Below are 24,218 nucleotides of genomic sequence, written 5' to 3' on the forward strand. Positions count from 1 at the left end.
AGGGTTTGATGAGCACACTCGTACAGAGTAATGCCCGGCCACTGGACAGCGTCGTACTGGCGGTGGTCCTTACCGGGTTCGTGGCCAGCACTTATGGCTTTGGCGTCTACCTGTTCGCCAACCTGGTGGTGGACATGCGCCGCGACATCGGTTTCGACTACACCACGGTGGGCCTGATCACCGGCGGCGCGCAGATCGGCTTCCTGCTGTTTTCATCGGTGACAAGTTATATCAGCCGGTTTTTCGAGGGTTGGAAGATCAGCCTGGTATCAACGGTGATGACGTCCCTGGCGCTGCTGGGGTTGAGTGTCAGTCACAGCATTTGGCTGTCGGGCGCGTTGCTGATCTTGCTCGGCGGCTGTTCCGCCTCGGTGTACATCCCGTTGGCGGAGATTGTCGCGAAGGGTTTCAGCCCCGGCAATCGCTCGCGGGTCATGGGGCTGATTTCCAGCGGCACCAGCTACGGCGTATTCATCAACGGTTTGCTGGTGTCGTTCCTGACCTTGAATGGTGGCTGGCGCTCGATCTGGCTCACCGCCGGCCTGATCTCGGTGGCCCTGTGCGTGCTGGCCTGGTTTCTGTTACGCAACCTCGCCGCGAGCCAGGACACCGGGTTTTCCGGGGAGCGCGCCACCGCCTTCGACAGTCGACAGCCCTGGCTCAGTCGTTCGTTGTACCTGACCTGGGCCATCGCCTTTCTCAATGGCATGGCGTTGCTGCCGTTCCAGACTTACCTGGCGCCGTTCCTGCGTGATGAGTTGGGTGTGTCGGTACAGGACACCGGGTTTATCTGGACCACCATCGGCGCGGTGGGCATGGCGTCGGGCTTCCTGGTGGGGTGGATCGCCGACAAGGTGGGCGTACGTGCGTCGCTGGCGATGTGTTTCCTGAGTGCGGGGCTGGCTGCCACCTTGGTGTTCAGTTTCAACAGCCTGCCGTTGTTCTACCTGGCGGCGTTTCTGTTTGCGCTGGCGTTTTATCCGATCTTCGGGCTGGTCCCCAGTTACATCGGGCAAATCGTGCCGGTCAGCCGGCTGACACAGGCTTTCGGGATTGCCAACGTATTGATCGGCCTGGGCGGCGTGTGCGGCAATTTCCTGGGCGGGTTCTCCAAGGATTTGACCGGGTCCTTCTCGACGGTCTACTGGGTGGTGGCACTGTTGCTGTTCGCGCAATGCGTGATGGTGTTCCTGTTGGGTAAACAGCCTGTTTCGGTGAAGGAGGGCGAGCAGCCATGAGTTATTTTCCAGACACGCCGCACCGGAACCTGCACGCGTTTGCGTTCAGTCACCGTTCTGGCATGAAACACAACCCCGTGGTCATCTGGATGACCGGGCTCTCCGCGTCCGGCAAGTCGACCATTGCCGATGCGTTGGACAATGCCCTGCAGGAACAGGGGCGGATCACTGCCATTATTGACGGCGATTCGGTACGTAGCGGGCTTTGCCGAGACCTGGGTTTTACCGACAGCGACCGCGACGAGAATATCCGGCGTGTCGCCGAGGTGGCGCGGCTGATGCTGGAGGCGGGGTTGATCGTGATCGTGGCGCTGATTTCACCCTCGTCGGCGAGTCGGCACTACGCGCGCTCGATCATCGGCAACGAGTGCTTTGTTGAAGTGCATGTGGACGCTCCGTTGGAAACCGCCGAGCAACGTGATCCAAAGGGCCTTTATAAAAAAGCCCGAGCGGGCTTGATCAAGAACTTTACCGGTATCGACTCCCGTTATGACGTGCCGGTATTTCCGGAAGTGCACTTGGACACCCAGGCGCTTTCAGTGGAACAGTCGGTTGCGACGATTCTTGATTGGCTGGCGCATAACGACGTTCGCACTTAGCCGTCTGTCTTTGCGCGGGGTTGACACGCTTTGCACGCTGAAAAAACAAGGTAATCTGCGCCATCGCAGGGAGAACGCGTTTTTTCAGGAGTAGGCATGACACATTTCACGGGCACTGCAAAATCGATCCGTCTGATTGGTGGGGCCCGGGTATTGGACTTTATCAATACCACCAACGGGCGTCGCCCTGGCACTTCGCTCAAGGTCATAGAGGAGCGACTCACCAGCTTTCAGTTCTTCTTCGAGTGGGCATTGCATGCGTCGTTGATCTCGGCCCGAGAGTTTGATGACTATAAGCCGATGGTGTTTGCGTCATCCATGGCCTACCAGCCGGACCTGGACGCGATCATTGCCTTCAGGGAATGCCTGTACGCGGTGTTCTATCCGTTGTCGTTACAGGGTGCCGCGCCCGAGGACGCTTTGCAGCAAATCAACCAGATGTTCCAGCAAGGCGTTGCCTGGCGGGTGCTGCGTTCCGTGGAGGGCAAACCTGCCTGGGCGTGGAAGCCCTGCACCACGGCGCAGGAGCTGACGGCCATGGTGCTCGGGCGCTTGGCTATCGAGGCCACGCAGTTACTGGTCTCCGGTGATCTGCACGCATTGCGCATTTGCGGCGCCGCTGACTGTGATTGGGTGTTCTTCGATATCTCCAAGAACAAGCAGCGCAAATGGTGCCAGATGAGCGTCTGCGGCAGCCGCGAAAAGCTCAGCCGACTTAAGCACGTGGCCAGCACTGATTAGTTTGAGGTCATCCGGCGGGTAGCAATTGCCCCGCTTAATAGGAAGCATTACTATTCACGCCCCGCCTACCCAGTGCACCCGCGATGATCCCTCAGCCGCCCCGCAGAACAGGCTTTTTCGAACATTACGAAGAGTTGATCGGAACCTGGACGCGCCGGCTGAGAAACCGTCAGCAGGCCGAGGACCTGGCCCACGACACCTTTGTGCGAGTGTTGGAATCAAGCGCCGCTCAGGTTGAGCAACCGCGCGCTTATCTGCATCAGACCGCACGCAACATCGCAGTGGACGCCTATCGACGCGAAGACCGTCGCGAGGCCATCACGCTGGAAGCCTTTGATCAGCGCTCGCCCCACAGCGGCGACCCGGAGCACTTCATGCACGCGATCCAGTTGGCGGACTCTATCGAGCGAGCCTTGGCCGAGTTGCCGCTCAACTGCCGCAAGATTTTCATCTGGCAGAAAATCGAGGGCCTGACGCAGCAGGAAATCGCCGAACGCCTGGGGCTGTCTAAAAACATGGTGGAAAAGTATATGATCCGCACCCTGCGGCATCTGCGCGACCGCCTGGACGCGATGGCGCCATGACCCAAGGATCTTCCATGATGGATAACCGTGCCCGAGACGAAGCCGCGCAGTGGTTTGTGCGCCTGCAAGACGCCGAGTTGAGCGTTGCCGAGCGCCAGCGCTTCGACGCATGGCGCCTTGAGCATGCCGACCACCAATATGAGTTCGATGTGCTGCAAGGCCTGTGGAGTGCCACCGACCTGCTGCCCAAGGCGCGTTTGCAGGCGTTGTGCGAGACCCCGGTGGAGCGGCCCAAGCGCCGCGCCGTGTTGCGTTATGCGGTCGCCGCCAGTGTGGTCACCGTCGCTCTGGGTTTGGGCCTGTTCAGCGGGCTCGATCATCCCAAACCCTACAGTGCCGAGTTCAGCACGCGCCTGGGTGAACATCGCCAGGTGGCCTTGCCCGATGGTTCGGTGATGGACCTCAACAGCCGCAGCGTGGTCGCGGTGCACTATGAAAAAGGCCGGCGTGGGGTGGAGCTCAAGCAGGGCGAGGCGATGTTCAGCGTCGAGCACGACACCAGTCGACCCTTTGTGGTGGCCGCCGGGGCAGGGCAGGTGACGGTGACCGGCACGCGCTTTGATGTGCGCCGTGATGAAGACCAGACTCGCGTGATGGTCGAGGCCGGAACTGTGAAGGTGCAAGGTCATTCAGCGGACAAGGTCGTTACGCTGACGGCAGGCCTGGGTACCCACGTCGACAACAAAGGGTCGGTGGCAGCGGCCTACGCCGTGAACACCGAAGAATTGACCGCCTGGCGCACGGGCAAGCTGGTCTTCAACAACGCTTCGCTGGGCGAAGTGGCGCGCGAGGTTTCGCGTTATCGCGAGCAACCGCTGCGGGTCAGTACGCCTGCGGTGGGTAGCCTGCGCCTGACCAGCGTGTTCAAGGCTAACGACACCGACGCCTTGCTCAAGGCGTTGCCGCACATCCTGCCGGTGGCCTTGCGCACCTTGCCGGACGGCAGCCAGGAAATTATTTCACGCTGACATTCAGGTTTTTTTCGAGTTCTTCGTCTTCTCCTGCAACTGCAACTGGTTTGCATTAACAGCCGCATACTCTTGCGATCACAGGACTAGGTTCGACGTGAAAAAACTCGCCATCCACAACAATAAAATCTCCCGCTGGGCGCCGCTGGCCCTGGCGCTCGCAGTCAGTGCCGCGCTCCCAGCGGCCTATGCGGCCGACGCCATTCATATCCAGGCCCAGCCCCTGGGCGCGGCGCTGAGCCAGTTGGGCCAGCAGACCTCCCTGCAAGTGTTCTTCAGCCCCGAGCTGGTCGCGGGCAAGCAGGCGCCGGCAGTAGACGGCAACCTTTCCCCTGAACAAGCCCTGCGCCAATTGCTGCAAGGCAGCGGCCTGGACTACCAGATTGACGCCGGTTCCGTCACCTTGCGCCCGCTGAACAGCGGCACCGGTGAAGCCGGCTCGCCCCTGGAGCTGGGGGCCACCGACATCAAGGTGGTCGGCGACTGGCTCGGCGATGCCAACGCTGAAGTGGTGCAGAACCATCCCGGCGCACGCACGGTGATCCGTCGCGAAGCCATGGTTGAGCAGGGCGCAATGAACGTCGGCGACGTACTGCGACGTGTGCCGGGTGTGCAGGTGCAGGAATCCAACGGCACCGGCGGTAGTGATATCTCCCTCAACGTCGGCGTACGTGGTCTGACGTCGCGCCTATCGCCACGCTCTACCGTGCTGATCGACGGTGTACCGGCTGCGTTCGCCCCCTATGGCCAGCCGCAACTGTCGATGGCGCCGATTTCCGCCGGTAACCTGGAGAGTATCGACGTGGTGCGCGGTGCCGGTTCCGTGCGTTATGGGCCACAAAACGTCGGCGGCGTGATCAACTTCGTGACCCGTGCCATCCCCGAGAAATTTTCCGGCGAAGTCGGCACCACCCTGCAAACCTCCGCCCACGGCGGCTGGAAGCACGTGGACAACGCCTTCATCGGCGGCACTGCCGACAACGGCATCGGCGCCGCTTTGCTGTACTCCGGGGTCAATGGCAATGGTTACCGCAACAGCAACAATTCCAACGACATCGACGACGTCATCTTCAAGACCCACTGGGCGCCGACCGATCAAGACGACTTCTCACTGAACTTCCACTACTACGACGCCAGCGCCGACATGCCCGGCGGTCTGACCCAGAAGCAATTCGACGCCAACCCCTACCAATCGGTACGTGACTGGGACAACTTCAGCGGGCGCCGCAAGGACGTGTCCTTCAAGTACATCCGCCAGATCGACGACCGCACTCAGGCCGAAGTGCTGACTTACTATTCTGACAGTTTTCGCGGCAGCAACATCGCCAACCGTGACCTCAAGACGATCGGCTCTTATCCGCGCACCTACTACACCTTTGGCATCGAGCCGCGGGTGTCCCATGTGTTCGACGTGGGTCCGAGCACCCAGGAAGTCAGCCTGGGCTATCGCTACCTCAAGGAAGGCATGCATGAGCAGGCCACCAGCCTGAACCTGGTCAACAATGTGCCGACGCCGGGTGGGCAGAGCGATGGTCACGTCTACCAGGACCGCACCGGGGGCACCGAGGCCAACGCATTCTATATCGATAACAAGGTCGATATCGGCAAGTGGACCATCACGCCGGGCATCCGCTTCGAGGACATCCGTACCGAATGGCACGATCGCCCGGTGGTTGCCTTGAACGGCACCCGTACCCAGGAAAAGCGCCGCGAAGTCCACAACAACGAACCGTTGCCGGCCTTGAGCGTGATGTACCACGTCTCCGACGCCTGGAAACTGTTCGCCAACTACGAAACTTCGTTTGGTAGCCTGCAATACTTCCAGCTGGGTCAGGGCGGCATCGGCGACCAGACTGCCAATGGCCTGAACCCGGAAAAAGCCAAGACCTACGAAGTGGGTACGCGTTACAACGACAATGTGTGGGGCGGCGAACTGACGTTCTTCTACATCGACTTCTCGGATGAGCTGCAATACGTCAGCAACGATGTGGGCTGGACCAACCTCGGTGCGACCAAACACACCGGCATCGAAGCCTCGGCCCATTACGACCTGTCGAACCTGGACCCGCGTCTGGACGGCCTGACCGCCAACGCCGGTTTTACCTACACCAAGGCCACTTCGGAAGGCGACGTACCGTTCAAGGGCCGTGACCTGCCGCTGTACTCCCGTGAAGTCGCCACATTGGGCCTGCGTTACGACATCAACCGCTGGACCCACAACCTGGATGTGTTCGCCCAGTCGGGCCAGCGTGCGCCAGGCACGACCAGCACCTACGTCACTCAGGGTACGGCTGACGGTCAGTACGGTGATATCCCGGGTTATGTCTCGGTCAACGTGCGCAGCGGTTACGACTTTGGCGAGCAGTTGTCCAACCTGAAACTGGGCGTGGGCGTGAAAAACGTGTTCGACCAGCAGCACTACACCCGTTCCAGCGACAACAATGCCGGGTTGTACCTGGGCGAGCCGCGTACCTTCTTTGTACAGGCCAGCGTCGGGTTCTAATCTAAGCAGTGCCGCTCTTCCTGCTTGGGTTGAGCGGCGATGCCTACCGATAGAATGGTTTGTCTCTCAAACCTTCTGATGCTCTTCCTACTTTGATTCTGGAAACCTTCAGCCGTCTCAGGAACCGGCTCCCACAGTTCTGCCACTCAGGATAGGTCTGCTCCTGCCGGTTTTCTTGATGACTCGTAGAGTCCCAAGGACGCTGGAACAGTGATGACAGGCACCTGACTACACCGAACTGGAGAACTAGAATGTCGGTATCCGCATACAATCAGAGTGTCGCTCCTAATTTTGATAACGCATCCCCCGGAGCGGAAAAACCCAGTAACGAACGGTCTGCCACCGCAACACGTGCTCAGGTCTCGGCAGGCATCGATTTCACCTCGCATTCCAGTCATTGCGGCCCGGTCTTCGGCGGCCCACCGCCGCGCCCACTCCCAGAAAGTGTGCGCCCGAACCCCGGCCCACCTCCGCGTCCGACCCCGGTATTGCCGGACCCTCATTATTCAAAGCAGAGCAACGAACAATTGGCCCAGGCGCTTTTGAACAATTACGGCGCGTTCAGGGGCCGCTGGCCTTCGCGCTCCGTCACGCAACAGAGTTTGGAAAAGATGGCCAATCGACCGTTGACCGGTAACCCTTCAACGGACGCGAATATTCGGCTGGCGAACGAACTGCTGCGTCGTCCTGGGCTGCTGCAATCGCTTGATCGAAACGGCAGCACCGGTGGACTGGACGGGCGTTTGTCCAAGGACGATATCAGGAGCTTTGTTCAGTCAGATAATCCGTTGAAATCGAAAGACGATAAGCAACTAATCCAGGAAATGTTGAATAATTTCAATGCGTTGAAGGGCGGATATTTCAGCAGTACGATCAAGCTCAAGGACCTTCATGCCCGCGCGATGCAACCGTTGACCGGTAACCCATACAACGACCATCTCATCCAGTTGGCGCGGGAGGTCATGGCGCGTTCGAACCTGATGTCGGCTATGGACAACGTTCACAGTTGGCAGCGCGATGGAAAAATTTCTCGACAGGAATTGTACGCACTGCTTCGTTAGACATGAGGCCAACCTCTGCCGTACCACGCAGCAGAGGTTGGCGAGTGCTCGGCGCAGCCAATACAACCCCGTCATGCGGGAACGGTTTGCGAGTGTGTACTCCAACGAAAATATCCATCGGTCATTGCCTACCGATGGGGCCCTCATCCACCGGATCAGGTCTGGACTATGAATTCGACATCACTTGAATCCCGTCATTCTCAGTACAAAATCTCGACCTTGGCCGCACCTGCGCAGGAGGCGGAAAGCCCCAGAGAACCTCTGGGGCTCTATTTCACATCCTCGCCCAGGTTCAGCTTCAAAGCGCCTACCGCGGAAGATTTTGACAAAGGTTCTCGAGTCATCATCGAAGACTCGACCCACGGTCCTGGTATTTCACGGTTCTCCAGTTTTTGGAACAAGTTGTCCCGTCGTTAGATCCTGCCGTTTTCCCACCGATACCATTTCTGGGGCATGGAAGCTCTACCCAATGAACGGGTTACAAACACTCAAGATTCATTCAGGTCTGTGCGGCGTTTTTGACGGCAGTCCTCGGAACCATCGTTTTCTGCGAGCCACTCAATCAGAGCTTTTGCCACGCTGATTTCGAAGCGTTTTCGAGGATCAGGCGCGCAAGGCCCAGGTTACGGAATCTAGATAGGGTGGAGGTTAATCATGACCGGTAGTGTCAACAATCGGGGCTACATACAACCGGTAACATCAAGTACGCTGAATTGTCCTTCGGCAGGCGTAGATGGGCCGACGGGCAATGGTCAGGCCCGCGATGCGGTCGGCGCGCACGCGTTGGGAACACCGCTGCCAGCAGCACAGTTATCCAGCTCCAGTTTTGTGAATGGTGCCTCAAGGCACTTTGACGGTCAGAATTTGCACGCAGGCATGACGAAGGCCGACAACCCCTTTGTCAGTTCAGACGACCACCTGCTGGCGACGGGCCTGAAGAACAACCTGTCACTACTGGACGCGTTCAAGAAAGATGGCCAACTGACCCAGGCTTCCTTGCAGGAGATAGCTAAAGAGCAACCCAGCAGCAGCAAGGTGTCGGAGCGCACCATCATGTTGGCGCGAGAGATACTCAACCGCCCTCGGTTGAACGAATCCATCATGGCGAAGGGCGGTGAGATCACTCATGACAGCCTCGGCAAGGCTGCCGATTTGCAGGTTGGCAATACCAACCCTAATACCCAGAGCGCGGACCCGTTCCATGCGAAGACCGATGCGCAGGTCGTCCAGATTTTCAAGAGCATGTTTAACGACTTACGCGACAAGTCGGAGGACCGGACGTTCTTCTTCGAAAAACATCGATATGTGAAAAAAGACACGATCGTCGAAATGAGCAAAGACCCAAACCAGACCGGTAATGACGGCGAGCCTTTGCGGGATGCGCGCACGGGGTTTCCGCTGAAGAAGTACAGCGAGCAACAGGTATTCCTCGCCAAGAATCTCATGGAGAGACCAGGGTTGATGGCTTCTCTGGACAGTCCCAAGGCCAACGGACACAAATTTTTTGGTGGTCATAACGACGACGGCTGGTTGAAAAACCACAGCCTTGACCGCTGGCTGAAGAACGAAAAGGAAGAAAAGGGGCAATAGGCCCTGCAGACGTGCATGAGCTGTTTGAATGACTCAAACTGCCCATGCCGCTTCGTGTTCATACCCGTAGTATTTTCCCACTGACCGCCACCGCCGCCAGCAACACACCGACCAACAGGAACGCGGTGGCCAGGCTGCTGCCATGGGCGATGAACCCGATCACGGCCGGCCCAGCCAATATCCCGGCATAGCCCAGGGTGGTAATGGCCGGCACCGCAATGTGTTCTGGCATGACGGTCTGCTTGCCGACAGCGGTATAGAGCACCGGCACGATGTTGGAGCAACCTGCGCCTATGAGTGCATACCCCAGCAAGGCCATTTCCCAGGCCGGGGACAATGTGGCGAGGAATGTACCGGCGGCCGCCAGCGCGCCGCCAGCCACGATCACCCGGGTAGCGCCCAGCCGACGCACGATGGCATCACCGGTCAAGCGTCCGGCCGTCATGGTCAAGGCAAAGGCTGCGTAACCGAGTCCTGCATAAGCTTCATCCAGGCCGCGTTCGGCACTGAGAAACACCGCGCTCCAGTCCAGCACCGCGCCTTCGGCCAGGAACACGATAAAGCACAGGCAACCGATGAACAGCACCACGCCGTGGGGCACGGCGAACGCTGGGCCCGAACTTTCACTGCCGTAGGGCAGCAGGTGCGGTGCGGCCTTGAGCAGTGCAGCCAGCGTGATGACGATCACCACCAGGGTCGCCTGCAGTGGCGACAGCCCTAGCCCCAGTAGCGCCGAAACGCCCGCTGCACCGACAATCCCGCCCAGGCTGAACAGTCCATGAAAGCCCGACATCATGGTCTTGCCACTGGCGCGCTCGACGATCACCGCCTGCAAGTTGACCGTGGAGTCCACGGTGCCGAGGCCGGCGCCAAACAGAAACAAGCCCGCCATCAATAACGGAATCGAACTGACCGTCGCCAGCATCGGCAATGCCAGGCAGATCATGATCGTCCCTGCGCTGAGCACGCGTCGGCAGCCAAAACGCGATGCCAGCGCACCGGCGGCAGGCATGGCAATGATCGAGCCGACCCCCAGGCACAACAGCAGCAGGCCCAGGGTGCCTTCGCTCAAATCGGCACGGGCCTTGGCATAGGGCACCAGCGGCGCCCAGGCTGCGATGCCGAAGCCGGCAATGAAGAAAGCGATACGGGTCGACATTTGCTCCAGCCGCCCGGGAACCACGGGCGCTGAGGTGGGGATGGCAGTCATGAAAAATCCTTGGTTTTGCGTTCTACGAACGATGTCCGGCGTGACATCCTTGCACATCAGGCCATGAGGCGCGAGCCGGGTTCCCTTGGGATGGCGATGGTCATGAATTTTATTTTTACACATCTGGAACGTCAGGACGGTTCGTCGCCACACAAGCAGTATCGAGTATGTAGGAGGCGGTCTGGAAGGTGCGTAATCCCTGTGGGGGCTTTTGAACCCCAGGGTTCTCGCGGTGGATTACCACCTTCCAGGCCGCCTCTCGCTGAAGGTCATTTCTGTAATACGCTGTTGTCTCAATGTGCAGGCAATTGTAAGGACCCTCCGATGAAGAACTTCAGGCGTGCAGCGGCATGACTCTTTTCTACGATGCACGCGGCAATATCTATGGCGTGGTCAGCCCGGCCGCGTTGAGGGACGCGGGCATTGCCGTACCCGAGTGCGCTGCGCTGGCTGCGCGTACCCGCAGCAACTGGACATCGTCGGCAATCGCCGCCGAATGCAGCTGGGGCTCCCTACCTCGTCCTGCCGGTGCCAAGGCCCATCGCTGTGATGGCTTGCTGGTCGGGCCGTTCCAGGCCGAGCCGCCATTTGACCTGCTGATCGTCAACACCGACGGTTCCTTGGCCGAACGCAGTGGCAACGGCTTGACGATTTTCGCCCAGGCACTCACCGACCAGGCCCTGATGAGCGGAGCCTGTGAGTTGCGGGTGCATCACGACAAACCGGACGCGCTATCACCGGTGACGACACGGGTTGAAGCGGCAGTCCGTGAACAGGTCGCGGGGTTCTGGCTTGAACTGGGGGTGCCCGGTTTCGGGCCCGAAGCGGTGGGGGCGCAGACGGGTGTGGATGAAACTGAACCGAGTCATGTGAGCGAATTGGCGACGATCAACCCTCAGTGGGCAACCAGCCAATTTGTGCGGGTGGGTAATCCCCATTGCGTGACGCTGGTCGAGCAGGTGTCGGCATTGCCGGACAACCTGAAGATGCAGCAGCCCGCGCTTTACGAACCGTTGAAGGCGATTGCATTTGCGCCCCCTGCGGGTGGTGGCCGGCCTTGTGCGGCAGGGATCAACCTGCAATGGGCGGCGCGCCAGCCTGGCAATCGGGTGTTCGCGCGGGTGTTCGAACGAGGAGAGGGGCCCACTGCGTCTTCCGGAACCAGCGCCAGTGCGGTGGCTTGTGCGGCGTGGCGGGCGGGTTGGGTCGAGAGTGGAGAGGTTGCAGTGGTGATGCCAGGTGGCATTGCGCCGGTTCGCTTGCAGACTGACGGCGAGACGGTCCTGAGCGTCAGTCTGTTCGGTGCTGCGCGACTGCAAGCATGAAGTTGTTTAACGGCTGACACTGTGAATCGGTGTCAGCCGTTTCTATGTTAGTTAGTCATATTTATGTAAGCCGGTGTAGGGTATTTCTTGTTATTAAGAAATGGCACATTGGTTTGTTTTATTTTTTTGTAATAGATACTTCCAGCTGGGTTGTACGAAACTTCTTTTTTATTTTCAAATGGCCGATTTCTGCCCGAAATGACTAAGCTTTGAGACGTTCCAGCGCTTTTTCTCGGTAACTAATTCGATGTTTAACGAGAGGGAGTGTCTCAGGGTGTTCATTCATTAGCGGCGGGTAACAACGGATGGTTAACGCGTTTTTTTCGTCACGTTTCAATCTTGTTCTTCCACCTGTAAATACCGACTTGCAAGTCCTCGCATTCAGAGGCAGTGAAGTCCTCGATCAACCTTTTTTCATCCACATACAGGTGATCAGCGAAAACCCTTCCCTTGACCTGGAGGCGCTGCTCCACCAACCCGCCTACCTGGCTTTCGGTGAAGCGAACGAAGGTCTGCATGGGCAGGTTTACGCCATCGGCCGGGATGACCCCGGCCGGCGCACCACGCGTTATCATCTGACGCTGGCGCCACGCCTGGCTTATCTTGCGCACCGGCGCGACCAGAGGATTTTCCAGCAGCGCAGCGTGCCGCAGATCATTGCGCAGGTCCTTGAGCAGCATGGCATCCTGGCGGATGCATACGCCTTCGAGCTTGGCCCGGTGGTATATCCGCCCCGTACGTTCTGTGTGCAGTACGCAGAAAGTGATCTTCACTTCATCCAGCGTCTGTGTGAAGAAGAGGGCATCCACTACCACTTCCGCCACAGCGTGGACAATCATCTGCTGGTATTTGGCGATGACCAGACGGTGTTTCGGCGTTTACCTGCGCAACACTACAGTGCTCCTGGCGGGCCGCAAGCCGATGGGCCGGTTATCCAGCGGTTCGACGTGCGCCTGGGCATCCGCAGCCAAAAGACGGTGCGCCGTGATTACGACTTCGAACATCCTGCCTTGCAACTGAACGACTGCGCGGGTGGCGCGGCGACAATCCCCCTTGAGGACTATCAGTACCCTGCAGGATTCACCGGTCATGTCCGTGGCAAGCAGTTGGCAGGTCGGAGCCTGGAGCGTCATCAGCGCGACCGGCATCGGGCATTGGGCAAGAGTGATCAGCCAATGCTGCGCAGTGGGCACTTCCTTGAGATACGAGATCATCCTGACCCATCCTGCAACGACCTGTGGCTGATCACGTCAGTGCGTCATGAGGGTTATCAACCACAGGTGCTGGAGGAAGCAACGCCGGCAACCGAGATGTTCCAGGGCTATCGCAATCGTTTTACCGCAACACCTTGGCAGGCCGTGCATCGGCCGCCCCTCAGGCACATCAAGCCGACCATCAATGGCAGCCAGACCGCAACCGTGACCGGTCCCGCCGGTGAGGACGTGCATTGCGATGTCTATGGCCGGGTGAAGGTGCGCTTTCACTGGGACCGCCTGGACAACGCGGATGATAAAAGCAGTTGCTGGGTGCGGGTGGCGTCCGGGTGGGCCGGTGACGGGTTTGGTGCAACGATGATCCCCCGAGTGGGCATGGAGGTGCTGGTGACCTTCCTGGATGGTGACCCCGATCGCCCGTTGATCAACGGCTGCCTGCCGAATGCGTTGAACCCGCCGGCCTATCCCTTGCCGCAGCACAAAACCCGCAGCGTGTTGCGCAGCCGCAGTTCCCGTGGTGGCGAAGGCGCCAATGAGTTGTTCCTGGAGGACCGTCATGGCGAGGAGCTTGTCTACCTGCGTGCGCAGCGGGACCTGGAGCAACGGGTCGGCAATGACAGTCGGTTGGAGGTCGTGGGGGCGCGACGAGAAGTCATCCATGGGATAAGCACGGCTCACTTGGAAAGCGAAGAGCATCGTCAGGTCAGCGGCGATCGCAAAGTGCTGCTCAAGGCGAGCGACTACCTTGATGTGCAGGGCGATAGCCGGACCCACGTGGCTCAGACGTTGGTCATTGAGGCTGGGCAGCAACTTCACCTCAAGTCCGGTGCCAGTCTGGTAATCGATGCCGGGGCGCAACTGAGCCTCAAGGCGGGCGGAGAGCATCTGGTCATCCAGGCCGGTGGCATCTTCAGCAGTCGTCCCATCACCCTGGGCGGCTCACCGTCTGTGACCCAATTGACGAGCGCCTTGAAGATGGCCGGTGTGCCAGAAGTCTCCAAGGTACAAGGCACGATCATGAACCTGGCCAGGCAGTTGGGGGCGGACTACTGCCCGGTGTGCGAGCGATGCCGTGAAGGCCTGTGTGATTTGCCGGCGAGGGCCGCCTGATGCAGAACATGCCGGGCCAATGGATTGCCCGACAACAGCAGGCTGGGCGACACCTGTGTTTGATCCTCGACGGGCAGAGCGCCGCGCGCGAGCCGCTGCTGGCGGTGCGCAGCTTGTCGGACTATCGCAGCCTCTATGGTGAGACGGTACTGGCGGAGTGCGTGGTGGAAGGCCCTGTGATCCTGCTGTTGAAGCAGATGAGCGAGCCTGCATTACGCGACCTCTTGCAACAGCCCGAGAATAACTGGGGTTGGCTGGGCAGTTTACCGTGCGAGGACCTGACGGGCGTGACTCGGCACTGGCGCGACCGTTTGCTGACGGGATCGCAGGGCGAGCAGTCGCTGTACCGCTTTCACGATAACCGTACCCTGGCGCGTGCGCTGGACTATCTATGCCCGGACCAATGGCCGGTATTCCTCGGCCCCTTGATCAGCCTGTGCTACTGGCACGAAGACCGCTGGCGCACAGTCGACAACCCGACTCCCGGTGAATATCCGCTGCCTGATCCGGTCCCGTGGCTGAACACGCCCAACCCAAACGCGGATGCCATCCTGCACGCCAATATCCTGCGTTACCTGTTGGCCGAACACAGCGAAGACCTGGTCGCATTGGTGGAATTCCAAGACCCGAGAGTCTGGCTGAGCCAAGTGTTGAAGCAGGCCCGTATCTGGCAATGGTGGGGGCCGGAGCAATTGGAGTTTCTGGTGGTGCGACGACTCGAAGAGGCCACACGCAACAGTTTCATTCGGTGGCAACCTCTGGCTGGAGAGGCGCCGGGGGATCACTTTGAACGGGTGGTGGAGCAGTGGAGACTGATGGGGAAAAAAGATGAGTAGGCGAAGGCTTGGTGTATGGGGTGTGGTGGGGATGCTGGGGCTGACGGGGTGTGCGGGCAAGGCGGTTGACCGCTTTACGCTGGAGGTGGATCTGCCGGCGGAGTTCCGCTTCATCGGTGGTGCCAACTATGGACCTGCGACCGGGGAAGTTTGCACGTTGCCCAGGCGTCGGGGGAAGCGACCGGAACGGAAGATTTTTATTGCGAGCTACAAGCCTGTGGCCAAACGCGTGAGTGTTGAGCTGCCACTGAGTGAAGTGATTGAGGGCTGCCCTACGGTTTTGCGGAGTGTGGATTTTGATATGTATGCGAAATGGGGGACGCGAGATACGGATGTTGGGGGAGACCTCACCGGTTTCCCAATTCTAGATGATTCGGACGTTGATGAGTCGGGGATGTCAGCGACGGGGGTTCAGGAGTTGCATCGGCGTTGTCAGTGGTCGTTTCGGACGGTGGGGCCGCAGCACGCGGTCATCAAGATTCTAAAATGCAGCTATCCGAGTACAGCGAGTTCGTTGTCAGGTCTTGTGCAACGAGATCAGTTACCAGGAAAAACGCTCAGGATGGTGTTGACTGTCGTTGATGAGGAGGAACCGGCTGTTGGCGATAACTGGGTAGCCGTACCAGGCGGCTGGAAGCGTTGTAAAGGTAAAAACTTCGAGGACCTTTATGCGTTTTGTAACGGCAACACCTCCGACTTTAAACCTATAAAAATGCCGGATGGTCGCGTATGTGATGTCTATCCGTCGTGTAAATAACAAGGAGCAAGGCCATGAAACTGGATGCACGGAAGCAATCTTTTTTCAGTGATAGTAAGCCGGCGTGTTCACTGCGCGGGGATTGGGTGAGCTTTTGCCTGGTTGATGAACTGGGCGTGGGAACGGCATATGGTGGCCTGTCTTACACCATCTACGATAGTGCAGGGCAGGAGTACAAAGGCAGGCTCAATGGAGAAGGGTTCGCAAAGCTGCAAGATATTTATTGTGGGCCCGTGGTACTTGCTTTTGATGACCTGTATTCAGGCGAAGAGCACCCATATCATTGGCTGATGGTGCGTCCCACCTACAAACTTCCTATCACCGAGCTTCAAGTTCGGGCTGAGCAGACTCGCTTTGCTGCCGCTGATGGTCGGCGCCCCGAAAGTAATCCTGCTCAGCAAAAGGCCAACCGGTTCTATCAGGTGGATGTGCGTGATTTAGTCCGTCATGTCGCCCACTTGCCACCTGTTGCGCAGCGGAGTCATCAACCCCAGAGGCATGCATTAAAAATGATGGGTGACCTGGGATTTGGACCCCCTCAATCAAGCTTGGCAGGAGTCGTGTTGTTTCCAAACAACCACACTGCTCTGGAGGTCCGACCACTACGGGCCTTCCGCCCGATACTTTCAACCGATGACAGCTTCTGTGCCTTGAATCTCTATCAACTGGCATTGATGGCTACTTTGAGTTACTGCAATTTCGGTCAGGAGCCATCTAAAAGTCCCCAAGACCAAGTTCGCTTCCCTCATGATCCCAGCGTTGGGAATCTATTCGCTGAAGGACTTTCGGGCTACCAAGATGCATGGCGGTTCGATGCAGAACAGGTGCAGCGTTTCTACCCCATTTACGAGGAGGTTCCTTACTCTCAGCGCTTCGAGATTCTGCCCTTCGATCCTTCGTTGTACCCACAAAATCGCCCGGAGCTTAGGGAGAAACAAGAACATCCCGCACGGTTGCACTTTTTCGATGATGAGCATTTTGGGACAGATACCCAAGCGTTTATCACCCATCACGACGACGTAATCCTGATTGCAGTGCGTGGAACTGCCAGCGCCGCAGACGGGATACGAGATGCAAACGCCCATCAGGTGCCGTTCACTGAGGGTGTCGGCAAGGCCCACGAAGGTTTTTATCAGGCTTACCGGGCAATGCGCGATTTCGTGCTGCGCTACCTCGACCAATTTCACTCCGGCCAACGAGTAATTATTTGCGGTCACAGCCTCGGCGGTGCAATTGCTTTGCTATTGGCAGAAGGGTTACGTCGTACTCAGGACCGTAACTACAACATCCTCCTCTACACCTACGGCGCCCCCCGCGCCGCCGACGCCGAGTTTACCGAGGGCGCCTCAACCCTGGTCCACCACCGTATCGTCAATCACAACGACCCCGTCCCCAGCGTCCCGGCCCCGTGGATGAACACCACCGCCAAACTCTGGATCCCAGGCGCCGTCACACTGTTCAGCGCTCCTGCACCGGGCGGCCTGCTGTTCGCTGCCGGGTTGGTTCGCCTTGGTGGAAACCCTTACCAACACCACGGCGAACAACACCATTTCATGCCGATCATGTTGCCGGACGGCACGCAGTCTTCGGTGCTGTGGAAGCCCGGTTGTGAGTCTATCCAGGAGGCCGGTTGCAACCGCGCCTTGCAACTTCATGGCGATATGCCCGAACGGGATAACCTGCTGAAACAGCTATTCCAGGCCAACCAACATTTCATGACCGCCAGCTACATCCCGGCGGCCTGGGCGACGCTGCGTCGCTGGCAACAAACCCAGGAAAACAACGGCCCGCTGGTCACACCAAGAGAGTTCGAGTTGCTCGACCTGGCACTCGAGACCATGCGCCAGCAACTGCGTAACAAGCGTCGGGAGCTGGCCCGTCTCAGGCCCGCCAACGATCGAGGCTATGAACATCATGATGCCTTGAACAGCGAGATCGATCGCTTGCACACCAGCCGTGAGCGCCTTGCGACCCTGCGCTGGCGACGCCTGGAAGCCCGTGATGTCTACGGCAGTCAGGCCCATGGCAGCCACTTGCAACCCAGCCTCAAGCGCTGGTTCAGTCACCGTGAAAACCGTGAGCTGTCGCAAGTCGCTCGCATTCCTCCCGCGCTGCATCACGAATGGGGGAGGGCGCAAACATTGGATATCGACTCGATCGTCTGAGCCTGGCTTTTACACGAACTCCACCTGCGCTGGCTGACGCTTCATCAACACCTTGCCGTTGCGAATCGAGTGCAGCGGCAAGCCTTGGCTGCGGATGACCTCGTAGTCGCTGTCTGCCGAAAGGATCAACAGGTTGGCTGGTCTTCCGGCCTCCAGGCCGTAACGGTCCCCCAGGGCCATGGCCTTGGCGCTGTTGTCAGTCACCAGGTCGAGTGCGCTTTGCAGATTGCGGTAGCCGAGCATGTGGCAGATGTGCAAACCGGCCTCCAGCACTCGCAGGATGTTCCCGTTACCCAGGGGATACCAGGGGTCGACGATGGAGTCCTGGCCGAAGCACACGTTCATACCGGCTTCCAGCAGCTCATTGACTCGGGTGACGCCACGGCGTTTCGGGAAGCTGTCGAAGCGGCCTTGCAGGTGAATGCTCTCGGTGGGGCAGGAGACGAAACTGATCCCCGAGTGCCCCAACAGGCGGAAGAGTTTGGCGCAGTAGGCATTGTCGTAGGAGCCCATGGCCGTGGTGTGGCTGGCGGTGACGCGGGCACCCATGTCGCGGCTGCGAGCTTCTTCGGCCAACACTTCGAGAAAGCGGGAGTGCGGATCGTCGGTTTCGTCGCAGTGCACGTCCACCAGGCAGCCGGTACGTTCAGCCAGGTCCATCAGGAACTTCACCGAACTCACGCCTTGGTCGCGGGTGTATTCAAAGTGCGGGATGCCGCCGATGACGTCGGCGCCCAGGCGGATGGCTTCTTCCATCAGTTCGCGGCCATTGCGATAGGACTCGATGCCTTCCTGGGGGAAAGCGACGATCTGCAGGTCGATCAGGTGTGTGCTTTCCTGGCGCACTTCCAGCATGGCCTTGAGTGCCGTGAGGTCCGGGTCGGTGACGTCGACGTGGGTGCGCACATGTTGGATGCCGTGGGCAGCGAGCGCCTGGATTGTCTTTTTGGCGCGGGCCTTGGTGTCTTCCTGCGTGATGGTGGCTTTGCGTTCGCCCCAGCACTCGATGCCTTCGAACAGGGTGCCGCTCATGTTCCAGCGCGGTTCGCCGGCCGTCAGGGTGGCGTCGAGGTGGATATGGGGTTCGACGAAGGGGGGAATCACCAGGTTGCCGGCGGCGTCCAGGTCGTCGGCTGCGGCTATCGGTGATCCCGATTGCCGCGTGATGCTGGCGATCCGGCCATGTTCCAGGTGCAGATCATGCAGGCCTTCACGGTTGCGCAGGCGGGCGTTGATGATGTGCATGGGCAAGTTCCTCTTGGCTAAAAACAATCAGGCAGACAGTCGCCAGATCATCAGCGCAATGCCAATGTCCAGGCGATCATAAGCATTATCCAGCGTCAGTCCGCAGAGGGCTTCGATGCGCTGGACGCGGTGCGTCAGGGTGTTGCGGTGCACGGCCAGCCGCTGAGCGGCGGCCACAAGGTTACCATTCTCGTGGAACCAGGCTTCCAGGGTGGGCATCAGGCTGGGGCCATGGTGCAAATCATGGCGCAGCAATGGGCCGAGGCGTTCATTCAGGAACTGGTCGAGCAGGGCGCGATCACGTACGCCGCTGAGCAATTTGAGTACGCCCAGTTCATCGTACACGCACAACCCGGCGCGCTCGCTGAAGCGTCGCGCAGCGGCGAGCGCCTGGCGGGCTTCATCCTGCCCCTGGGCCAGGCGTGCCGGTGGGTGAGCGGCGGCGCTCAGGCCGATATACAGTTTGAGCGGTGCCAGGCGCAGGTTCAGCGGCTTGAGCCAGTTGGCCAATTGCTGGCGGTTAGCCAATGCTGCGACAGCATCCGAAGCCGGGAGCAGCATCGTCCATTGCCCAGCCCGCCCCAGTACCGGCAAACCGGGCGAGAGTTGACGCAATCGACGGCTGATACCGTCATGGTGGCGGGCCAATTGCACCTCCACAGAGGCCGCATCACCCTGGGCAAACAGCAACTCACTGCCTTCCAGTTGCAATTGAACCACCTGCCAATGCCCGGCCAATGGCATGCCCAGTTGCGAGGCTCGATGCAGCAACACCTCCAGGGATTGGTAATCGCCAGTCAGCAAACGCTCCAGCACATCATGCTTCGAGCGTCCCAACTGTTCGGACTGGATCAGTGCCGAACCAATGGCCTGAGTCACCAGCACCATTTTCAACGAGTAAGGCTGCTCGATCAGTGGCATGCCGGCGGCTTCGGCGGCGTCGAGTAGACTCGGGGGAATCGCCTGGATATACGCGGGCCCCGTCAGGACCACCAGCCCGGCCACCTGACGGTCACAGGCTTCCTCCAGCAATTGCAGCAGGTTAACCTCATCGCGTGGGTGATTGATCCCCGTGACGAACACCAGTTCGCCCCCCAGCACCCACTCGGCGATCCCGCTGTTTTCCGCCACATACGGCCAACGCACGCCGTTATCCAGGCCCGCCGCGCCGGCACGCAGACGCATGGACTCCAGGCCCGGCAAGGCCAGCACATCGGCGAGGGTCAGGCTCATGCCTGGGCGTCAGCCAAGGGGGTACGCACGCGCAGTATGGCGGTGAGCACGATGTAGGTCAGCGACGCGGCCACGATACCCACCAACGGTGCGACCCAAGGTGAGTTGAACGCCAGCACGGTACCCACCCCATAGGCCACCAGCCCCGGCCAGTTGAATGCCGGCAGACGTGCATCTGCCAGGCGCGGATACTGCCCGCGATAGCGATAGAAGAAGTCCGCCATGATCACCCCGCCAATCGGCGGAATCACCGTGCCCAGTAGAATCAAGTACGGCACCAGCATGTCGTACATGCCGAGCAACGCCAGCAGCGTGCCGATCACCGCGCCGGCCAGGGTCACGGTCTTGCGGCGTTTGGTGCGCAACAGGTTGCAGCCAGCCACCGCGAAGTTGTAGATGGTGTTGTCCTGGGTGCTCCAGATATTGAGCAGCAGCATGGCCATCGCCGCCATGGCAAAGCCCTGCAGCAGCAACACTTCAACCACATCCGGTTGCTGATAGACGATGGCACCGTAAGCACCAATCAACACCATCAAGCCGTTGCCGATAAAGAAACCGATCAGGCTGGCCAACACCGCCACCTTGGCCGAGCGCGAAAAGCGCGTCCAGTTGGTGGCCTGGGTTGCGCCGCTGACAAAGGTGCCGAACACCAGGGTGATCGCCGTGGACAAGTCCAGTTCACCGGTCGGCACCACCGCCAATAGCCCATCCAGCCCGCCGACTTTGACCGTGGCCACCCACATCGACAGAAACAGCAGGATGCCCATCGCCGGTACTGCGATGTAGGACAGAATCTCCAGCCCGCGATAGCCAACGTACGCCGTGGCGCAGAACACCAGGCCGAACAGCACCATCAACGCCAACACGCTGCCCTGGCCCAGTTCGAAATACTTGCCCAGCACCACGGCAGCCGTGGCGGTGCCCCAGGCATACCAGCCGATCTGGGTGAAGCCAAGGATCAGGTCACTGAGCTTGCTGCCCACTTCGCCGAAGCAGAAGCGCCCCATCAACACCGAATTCAGCCCGCTATTGAAGGCGATGTAACCCAGGCCTGCGGCGTAGATACCCAGCAGCAGGTTACCCAGGGCCACGACGCCAAGCATGTCGGTAAAGCTGAACGCCACCCCTAGCTTGCCGCCGGCAAACATAGTCGCAGTAAAAAAGGTAAAGCCCAGCAGCACCATGGCGGTAGACGCCAGGCCTTTGCGCGCATGCATCGGGACTTCGCTGAGGGGGTAATCGTTGCCCGGTTCTTGCTGCGTCATGTGCCTTGCTCCCTGAATGAGTGACGCAGGCCTATTGCACCGCGCGTGCCAAACCGGCAGCAGTGAGGAGCGCACGACGGGCACTGTGCACCATGCACAGTATTTATAGCCAAACAGGGGAAAAACGCAGTCAGGAATGTTCGCCGTGCCCAATCGGGCACGAAAGCGGTGCAGCAGTGATACAAATTGGATCAGTCGAACAGCGTCTGGGTGGTCTCGCCACGGTGGAAGGCGAACGCGGCTTCCAGATCACTTTCAATGGTGCGCCCCCGCGACAGCGGTGGCAGCTCGTCCAGACGGAAAAAGCCCACCTCGGTGGTCTCGAACCCTGCCATCGGTGCCGACTGATCCACCGGATCACAGAGGAAGTACAGCTTGTAGAAGTCGCGCACATCCGGTCGATACAAACCCTTGGCCTTGTGCGTCACGCTGTACAGGGCCCGCGCCGTTACCGTCAGCCCGGCTTCCTCGCGAATCTCCTTGACGATGTTTTCCGCCGCCGACAAGCCGATATCCGCATAACCCCCTGGCAACGCCCAGCAGCCGTCAGTCACCTCCCGCACCAGCAGGATCCGGTCACCTTGGATGACCGCTCCGCGCACGTCGATCATCGGCGTTGAGTAGCGTTTGGCGAAATCCGTAACCAGCCCGCTGATGCGCTCCAAGGGCACATTGCCCAATTGCGCGAGCATGCTGTGGGCAATCTCGGCAATTTCTTCCAGCCGTTCGCGCTCGAAATCATCGGTGCAAAAGTGCAGCCCGGTGGACGCCAACGCCTGCAAGCGTTTGGCCTGGGCCAGCCAAGTGTTTTCCATGGGTTACTCCGCGAGTGGCTTGAGCATATATACCCGGCGCAGGCCGTGTTCTTCGGCCCGGTGGGTTTCGACATAACCTCGACGGGTGTACAGCGTGATGTTTTCGGTCATGGCTTCGTTGGTGTATAGGCGAATGGCCGCGAAGCCGGCATCAAGCGCCTGGCGTTCGGCAAAGTCCATCAGCATCCGCCCGTAGCCCAACCCCTGGGCGTCCGGGGCGACGGCCAGGTTATCCAGCAACAGCGCGTCGCCATCATCCAACAGGATAATAAAGCCCTGAACGCTCCCGGCATTTTCCAGCACATGTACGCCTGCGGCCTGCACCAACTGGCGGTAATCCTCCAGCATCGGCCCGGGCTCGCGGCCGATCCGCTCGATATACGGCGAGTAGGCGGCCTGGACGATGGCCTCGATGGCAGCAACATCAGCAGCAGTGGCGGGACGCATCATTGCAGCGGGCTCCTCAGGACAATCGATCAGTCTGCCGGCGCTTCGAAGATGCCTTCGATAGGCCGCTCGAACACCTTGGCGATCTTGAACGCCAAGGGCAAGCTCGGATCGTAGCGGCCGGTCTCGATGGCGTTGACGGTTTGGCGCGACACCCCCAGGCGCTCGGCGAGGTCAGCCTGGGACCAACCCAGTTCCGAGCGCAACTGGCGCATCAGGTTGTTCATTGATAGCGCCTTGTGCCGATGATCGTGGCGACGCACCAGACGCCACCCATGATCGGCCACACCATAAAGGCCGACAGCCGTGGGAAGCCAGCGGTTTCCAGGAAGCCATAGCTGAAGGTCGTCAACGCCGTGCACACAAAGGCCACGGCCAGCGCCTCCAATTGGATCTTGCGGCCCATTTCATCCATGGCGTTCAACCGACGGATGATCGCGATCGCCATCGCGATCATCGGAATGACCGGCAGCAACGCCAGGGCAATTTTGCCGGCGCCGTCGGGCATGGACGACATGTAGGTGCTGGAAACCACGACGCACACCAGATACGCCAGCAGGGTCACCGTGAATTCCACCAGGAAGCGCTTGACCGACATAACCATCTCCATGAGTAAAGGGTGCTTTACATTAGGCACAGGCTATTACCGTGTCAAGGGTGCTTTACATGGCGGCGTGTCAGGCACAAAAAAACCACCGCGCAGGGTGGTTTCTTCACATCGCAGGTTTACTCGCCGCGATAGATGCAACCGCTGGTGCAGGTCTCGTGGATACGAATCGCACTGAGCTCGGGCAGCAGGGGTTTCAATTCATTCCAGATCCACTTGGCCAGCACTTCGCTGGTGGGGTTTTCCAGGCCTGGGATGTCATTGAGGTAGTTGTGGTCGAGGCGTTCATAGAGCGGCTTGAAAATCGCCTTGATCTCCGAGAAGTCGCGAATCCAGCCGGTATGGGGATCCAGGTCGCCGCTCAGGTGGATCGCCACCTTGAACGAATGCCCGTGCAGGCGCCCGCATTTGTGGCCTTCCGGTACGTGGGGCAGGCGGTGGGCGGACTCGAAGGTAAATTCTTTGAAGATTTCCACAGTGTTTTCAGCTCGGTCAGGTATCTGGCAGGCGGCGAGTTTAACAGCTTGAGCCCTTGCCGCGCATACCGTCCCTCTGTAGGCGCCGGCTTGCTGGCGAAATATAGATTGCGTGTGGCGAGGGAGCTTGCTCCCGCGGGCGGCCTGACAGGCGACCTGGATGTTGAAGGTGGGCGGGGTACATATCCGTTATTTGGGTAACGGCTGATATGGGTTCCGCCCTTACGGC

22 protein-coding genes are annotated in these 24,218 nt (G+C 59.5%); 13 read left to right on the forward strand and 9 right to left on the reverse strand.

Annotated features, from left to right (window positions below):
• Positions 1–8: 8 nt before the first annotated feature.
• The 8 genes from HX868_RS26365 (at position 9) to HX868_RS26400 (ending at position 9,284) form a co-directional block, all read left to right on the forward strand.
• Complete coding sequence (locus tag HX868_RS26365; protein ID WP_177004879.1) at positions 9–1,238, forward strand: MFS transporter; 1,230 nt, start codon at positions 9–11, stop codon at positions 1,236–1,238.
• Positions 1,235–1,837, forward strand: coding sequence for an adenylyl-sulfate kinase (gene cysC, locus HX868_RS26370; RefSeq protein ID WP_095015439.1), 603 nt, complete (start codon positions 1,235–1,237; stop codon positions 1,835–1,837). Before HX868_RS26365 ends, cysC begins: the two co-directional genes overlap by 4 nt.
• A gap of 96 nt (positions 1,838–1,933) precedes the next feature.
• Positions 1,934–2,578 (forward strand): CGNR zinc finger domain-containing protein, encoded by a 645-nt coding sequence (locus HX868_RS26375; RefSeq protein ID WP_177004880.1) that lies wholly within the window; start codon positions 1,934–1,936, stop codon positions 2,576–2,578.
• 83 nt (positions 2,579–2,661) lie between these two features.
• Entirely contained in the window at positions 2,662–3,162 is a 501-nt protein-coding gene (locus tag HX868_RS26380) for a sigma-70 family RNA polymerase sigma factor (RefSeq protein WP_095015441.1), read from the forward strand.
• A gap of 14 nt (positions 3,163–3,176) precedes the next feature.
• Complete coding sequence (locus HX868_RS26385) at positions 3,177–4,130, forward strand: FecR family protein (protein ID WP_177004881.1); 954 nt, start codon at positions 3,177–3,179, stop codon at positions 4,128–4,130.
• A 97-nt stretch (positions 4,131–4,227) separates the two neighbouring features.
• On the forward strand, positions 4,228–6,633 hold the full coding sequence (locus HX868_RS26390) for a TonB-dependent siderophore receptor (protein WP_177004882.1): 2,406 nt from the start codon (positions 4,228–4,230) through the stop codon (positions 6,631–6,633).
• A gap of 251 nt (positions 6,634–6,884) precedes the next feature.
• On the forward strand, positions 6,885–7,694 hold the full coding sequence (locus HX868_RS30950; protein WP_246355598.1) for a hypothetical protein: 810 nt from the start codon (positions 6,885–6,887) through the stop codon (positions 7,692–7,694).
• 654 nt (positions 7,695–8,348) lie between these two features.
• Positions 8,349–9,284: a hypothetical protein gene (locus HX868_RS26400; protein ID WP_246355599.1), complete on the forward strand. Its 936-nt coding sequence runs from the start codon at positions 8,349–8,351 to the stop codon at positions 9,282–9,284.
• A 58-nt stretch (positions 9,285–9,342) separates the two neighbouring features.
• Here the strand turns inward: HX868_RS26400 and HX868_RS26405 are convergent, their stop codons facing one another.
• Positions 9,343–10,494 carry an MFS transporter gene (locus HX868_RS26405; RefSeq protein ID WP_177004883.1) on the reverse strand — a complete coding sequence of 384 codons (1,152 nt, stop codon included), beginning with the start codon at positions 10,492–10,494 and terminating at the stop codon, positions 9,343–9,345.
• A 350-nt stretch (positions 10,495–10,844) separates the two neighbouring features.
• Between HX868_RS26405 and HX868_RS26410 the strand changes: the two genes are divergently transcribed.
• From HX868_RS26410 to HX868_RS26430, 5 genes are all read left to right on the forward strand, one after another.
• Positions 10,845–11,819, forward strand: a complete 975-nt coding sequence (locus HX868_RS26410) for a diaminopimelate epimerase (protein ID WP_177004884.1) — start codon at positions 10,845–10,847, stop codon at positions 11,817–11,819.
• A 305-nt stretch (positions 11,820–12,124) separates the two neighbouring features.
• Complete coding sequence (gene tssI, locus HX868_RS26415; protein WP_177004885.1) at positions 12,125–14,143, forward strand: type VI secretion system tip protein TssI/VgrG; 2,019 nt, start codon at positions 12,125–12,127, stop codon at positions 14,141–14,143.
• Positions 14,143–14,979, forward strand: coding sequence for a DUF4123 domain-containing protein (locus tag HX868_RS26420; RefSeq protein WP_177004886.1), 837 nt, complete (start codon positions 14,143–14,145; stop codon positions 14,977–14,979). Before tssI ends, HX868_RS26420 begins: the two co-directional genes overlap by 1 nt.
• Positions 14,972–15,736 carry a hypothetical protein gene (locus tag HX868_RS26425; protein WP_177004887.1) on the forward strand — a complete coding sequence of 255 codons (765 nt, stop codon included), beginning with the start codon at positions 14,972–14,974 and terminating at the stop codon, positions 15,734–15,736. Before HX868_RS26420 ends, HX868_RS26425 begins: the two co-directional genes overlap by 8 nt.
• Before the next feature lie 14 nt (positions 15,737–15,750).
• Entirely contained in the window at positions 15,751–17,901 is a 2,151-nt protein-coding gene (locus HX868_RS26430) for a lipase family protein (RefSeq protein ID WP_177004888.1), read from the forward strand.
• Between the two features lie 9 nt (positions 17,902–17,910).
• Here HX868_RS26430 and codA read toward each other — a convergent pair whose 3' ends face one another.
• From codA to queD, 8 genes are all read right to left on the reverse strand, one after another.
• A complete protein-coding gene (gene codA, locus HX868_RS26435; protein WP_177004889.1) occupies positions 17,911–19,146 on the reverse strand; it encodes a cytosine deaminase in 1,236 nt (411 codons plus the stop codon).
• 27 nt (positions 19,147–19,173) lie between these two features.
• Complete coding sequence (locus HX868_RS26440) at positions 19,174–20,379, reverse strand: PucR family transcriptional regulator (RefSeq protein ID WP_177004890.1); 1,206 nt, start codon at positions 20,377–20,379, stop codon at positions 19,174–19,176.
• Entirely contained in the window at positions 20,376–21,644 is a 1,269-nt protein-coding gene (gene codB / locus HX868_RS26445) for a cytosine permease (RefSeq protein WP_177004891.1), read from the reverse strand. Before codB ends, HX868_RS26440 begins: the two co-directional genes overlap by 4 nt.
• 191 nt (positions 21,645–21,835) lie before the next feature.
• Positions 21,836–22,459: an NUDIX hydrolase gene (locus tag HX868_RS26450; protein WP_095015456.1), complete on the reverse strand. Its 624-nt coding sequence runs from the start codon at positions 22,457–22,459 to the stop codon at positions 21,836–21,838.
• A 3-nt stretch (positions 22,460–22,462) separates the two neighbouring features.
• Entirely contained in the window at positions 22,463–22,909 is a 447-nt protein-coding gene (locus HX868_RS26455) for a GNAT family N-acetyltransferase (protein ID WP_177004892.1), read from the reverse strand.
• 26 nt (positions 22,910–22,935) lie between these two features.
• A complete protein-coding gene (locus HX868_RS26460) occupies positions 22,936–23,133 on the reverse strand; it encodes a helix-turn-helix transcriptional regulator (RefSeq protein ID WP_016980040.1) in 198 nt (65 codons plus the stop codon).
• Entirely contained in the window at positions 23,130–23,504 is a 375-nt protein-coding gene (locus tag HX868_RS26465) for a hypothetical protein (RefSeq protein WP_177004893.1), read from the reverse strand. The genes HX868_RS26460 and HX868_RS26465 overlap by 4 nt, the downstream gene beginning before the upstream one ends.
• Before the next feature lie 128 nt (positions 23,505–23,632).
• Entirely contained in the window at positions 23,633–23,989 is a 357-nt protein-coding gene (gene queD / locus HX868_RS26470; RefSeq protein ID WP_003190259.1) for a 6-carboxytetrahydropterin synthase QueD, read from the reverse strand.
• Positions 23,990–24,218: the final 229 nt, after the last annotated feature.

This window comes from Pseudomonas reactans (assembly GCF_013385825.1).
GTDB classification, from domain to species: Bacteria; Pseudomonadota; Gammaproteobacteria; order Pseudomonadales; family Pseudomonadaceae; genus Aquipseudomonas; species Aquipseudomonas reactans.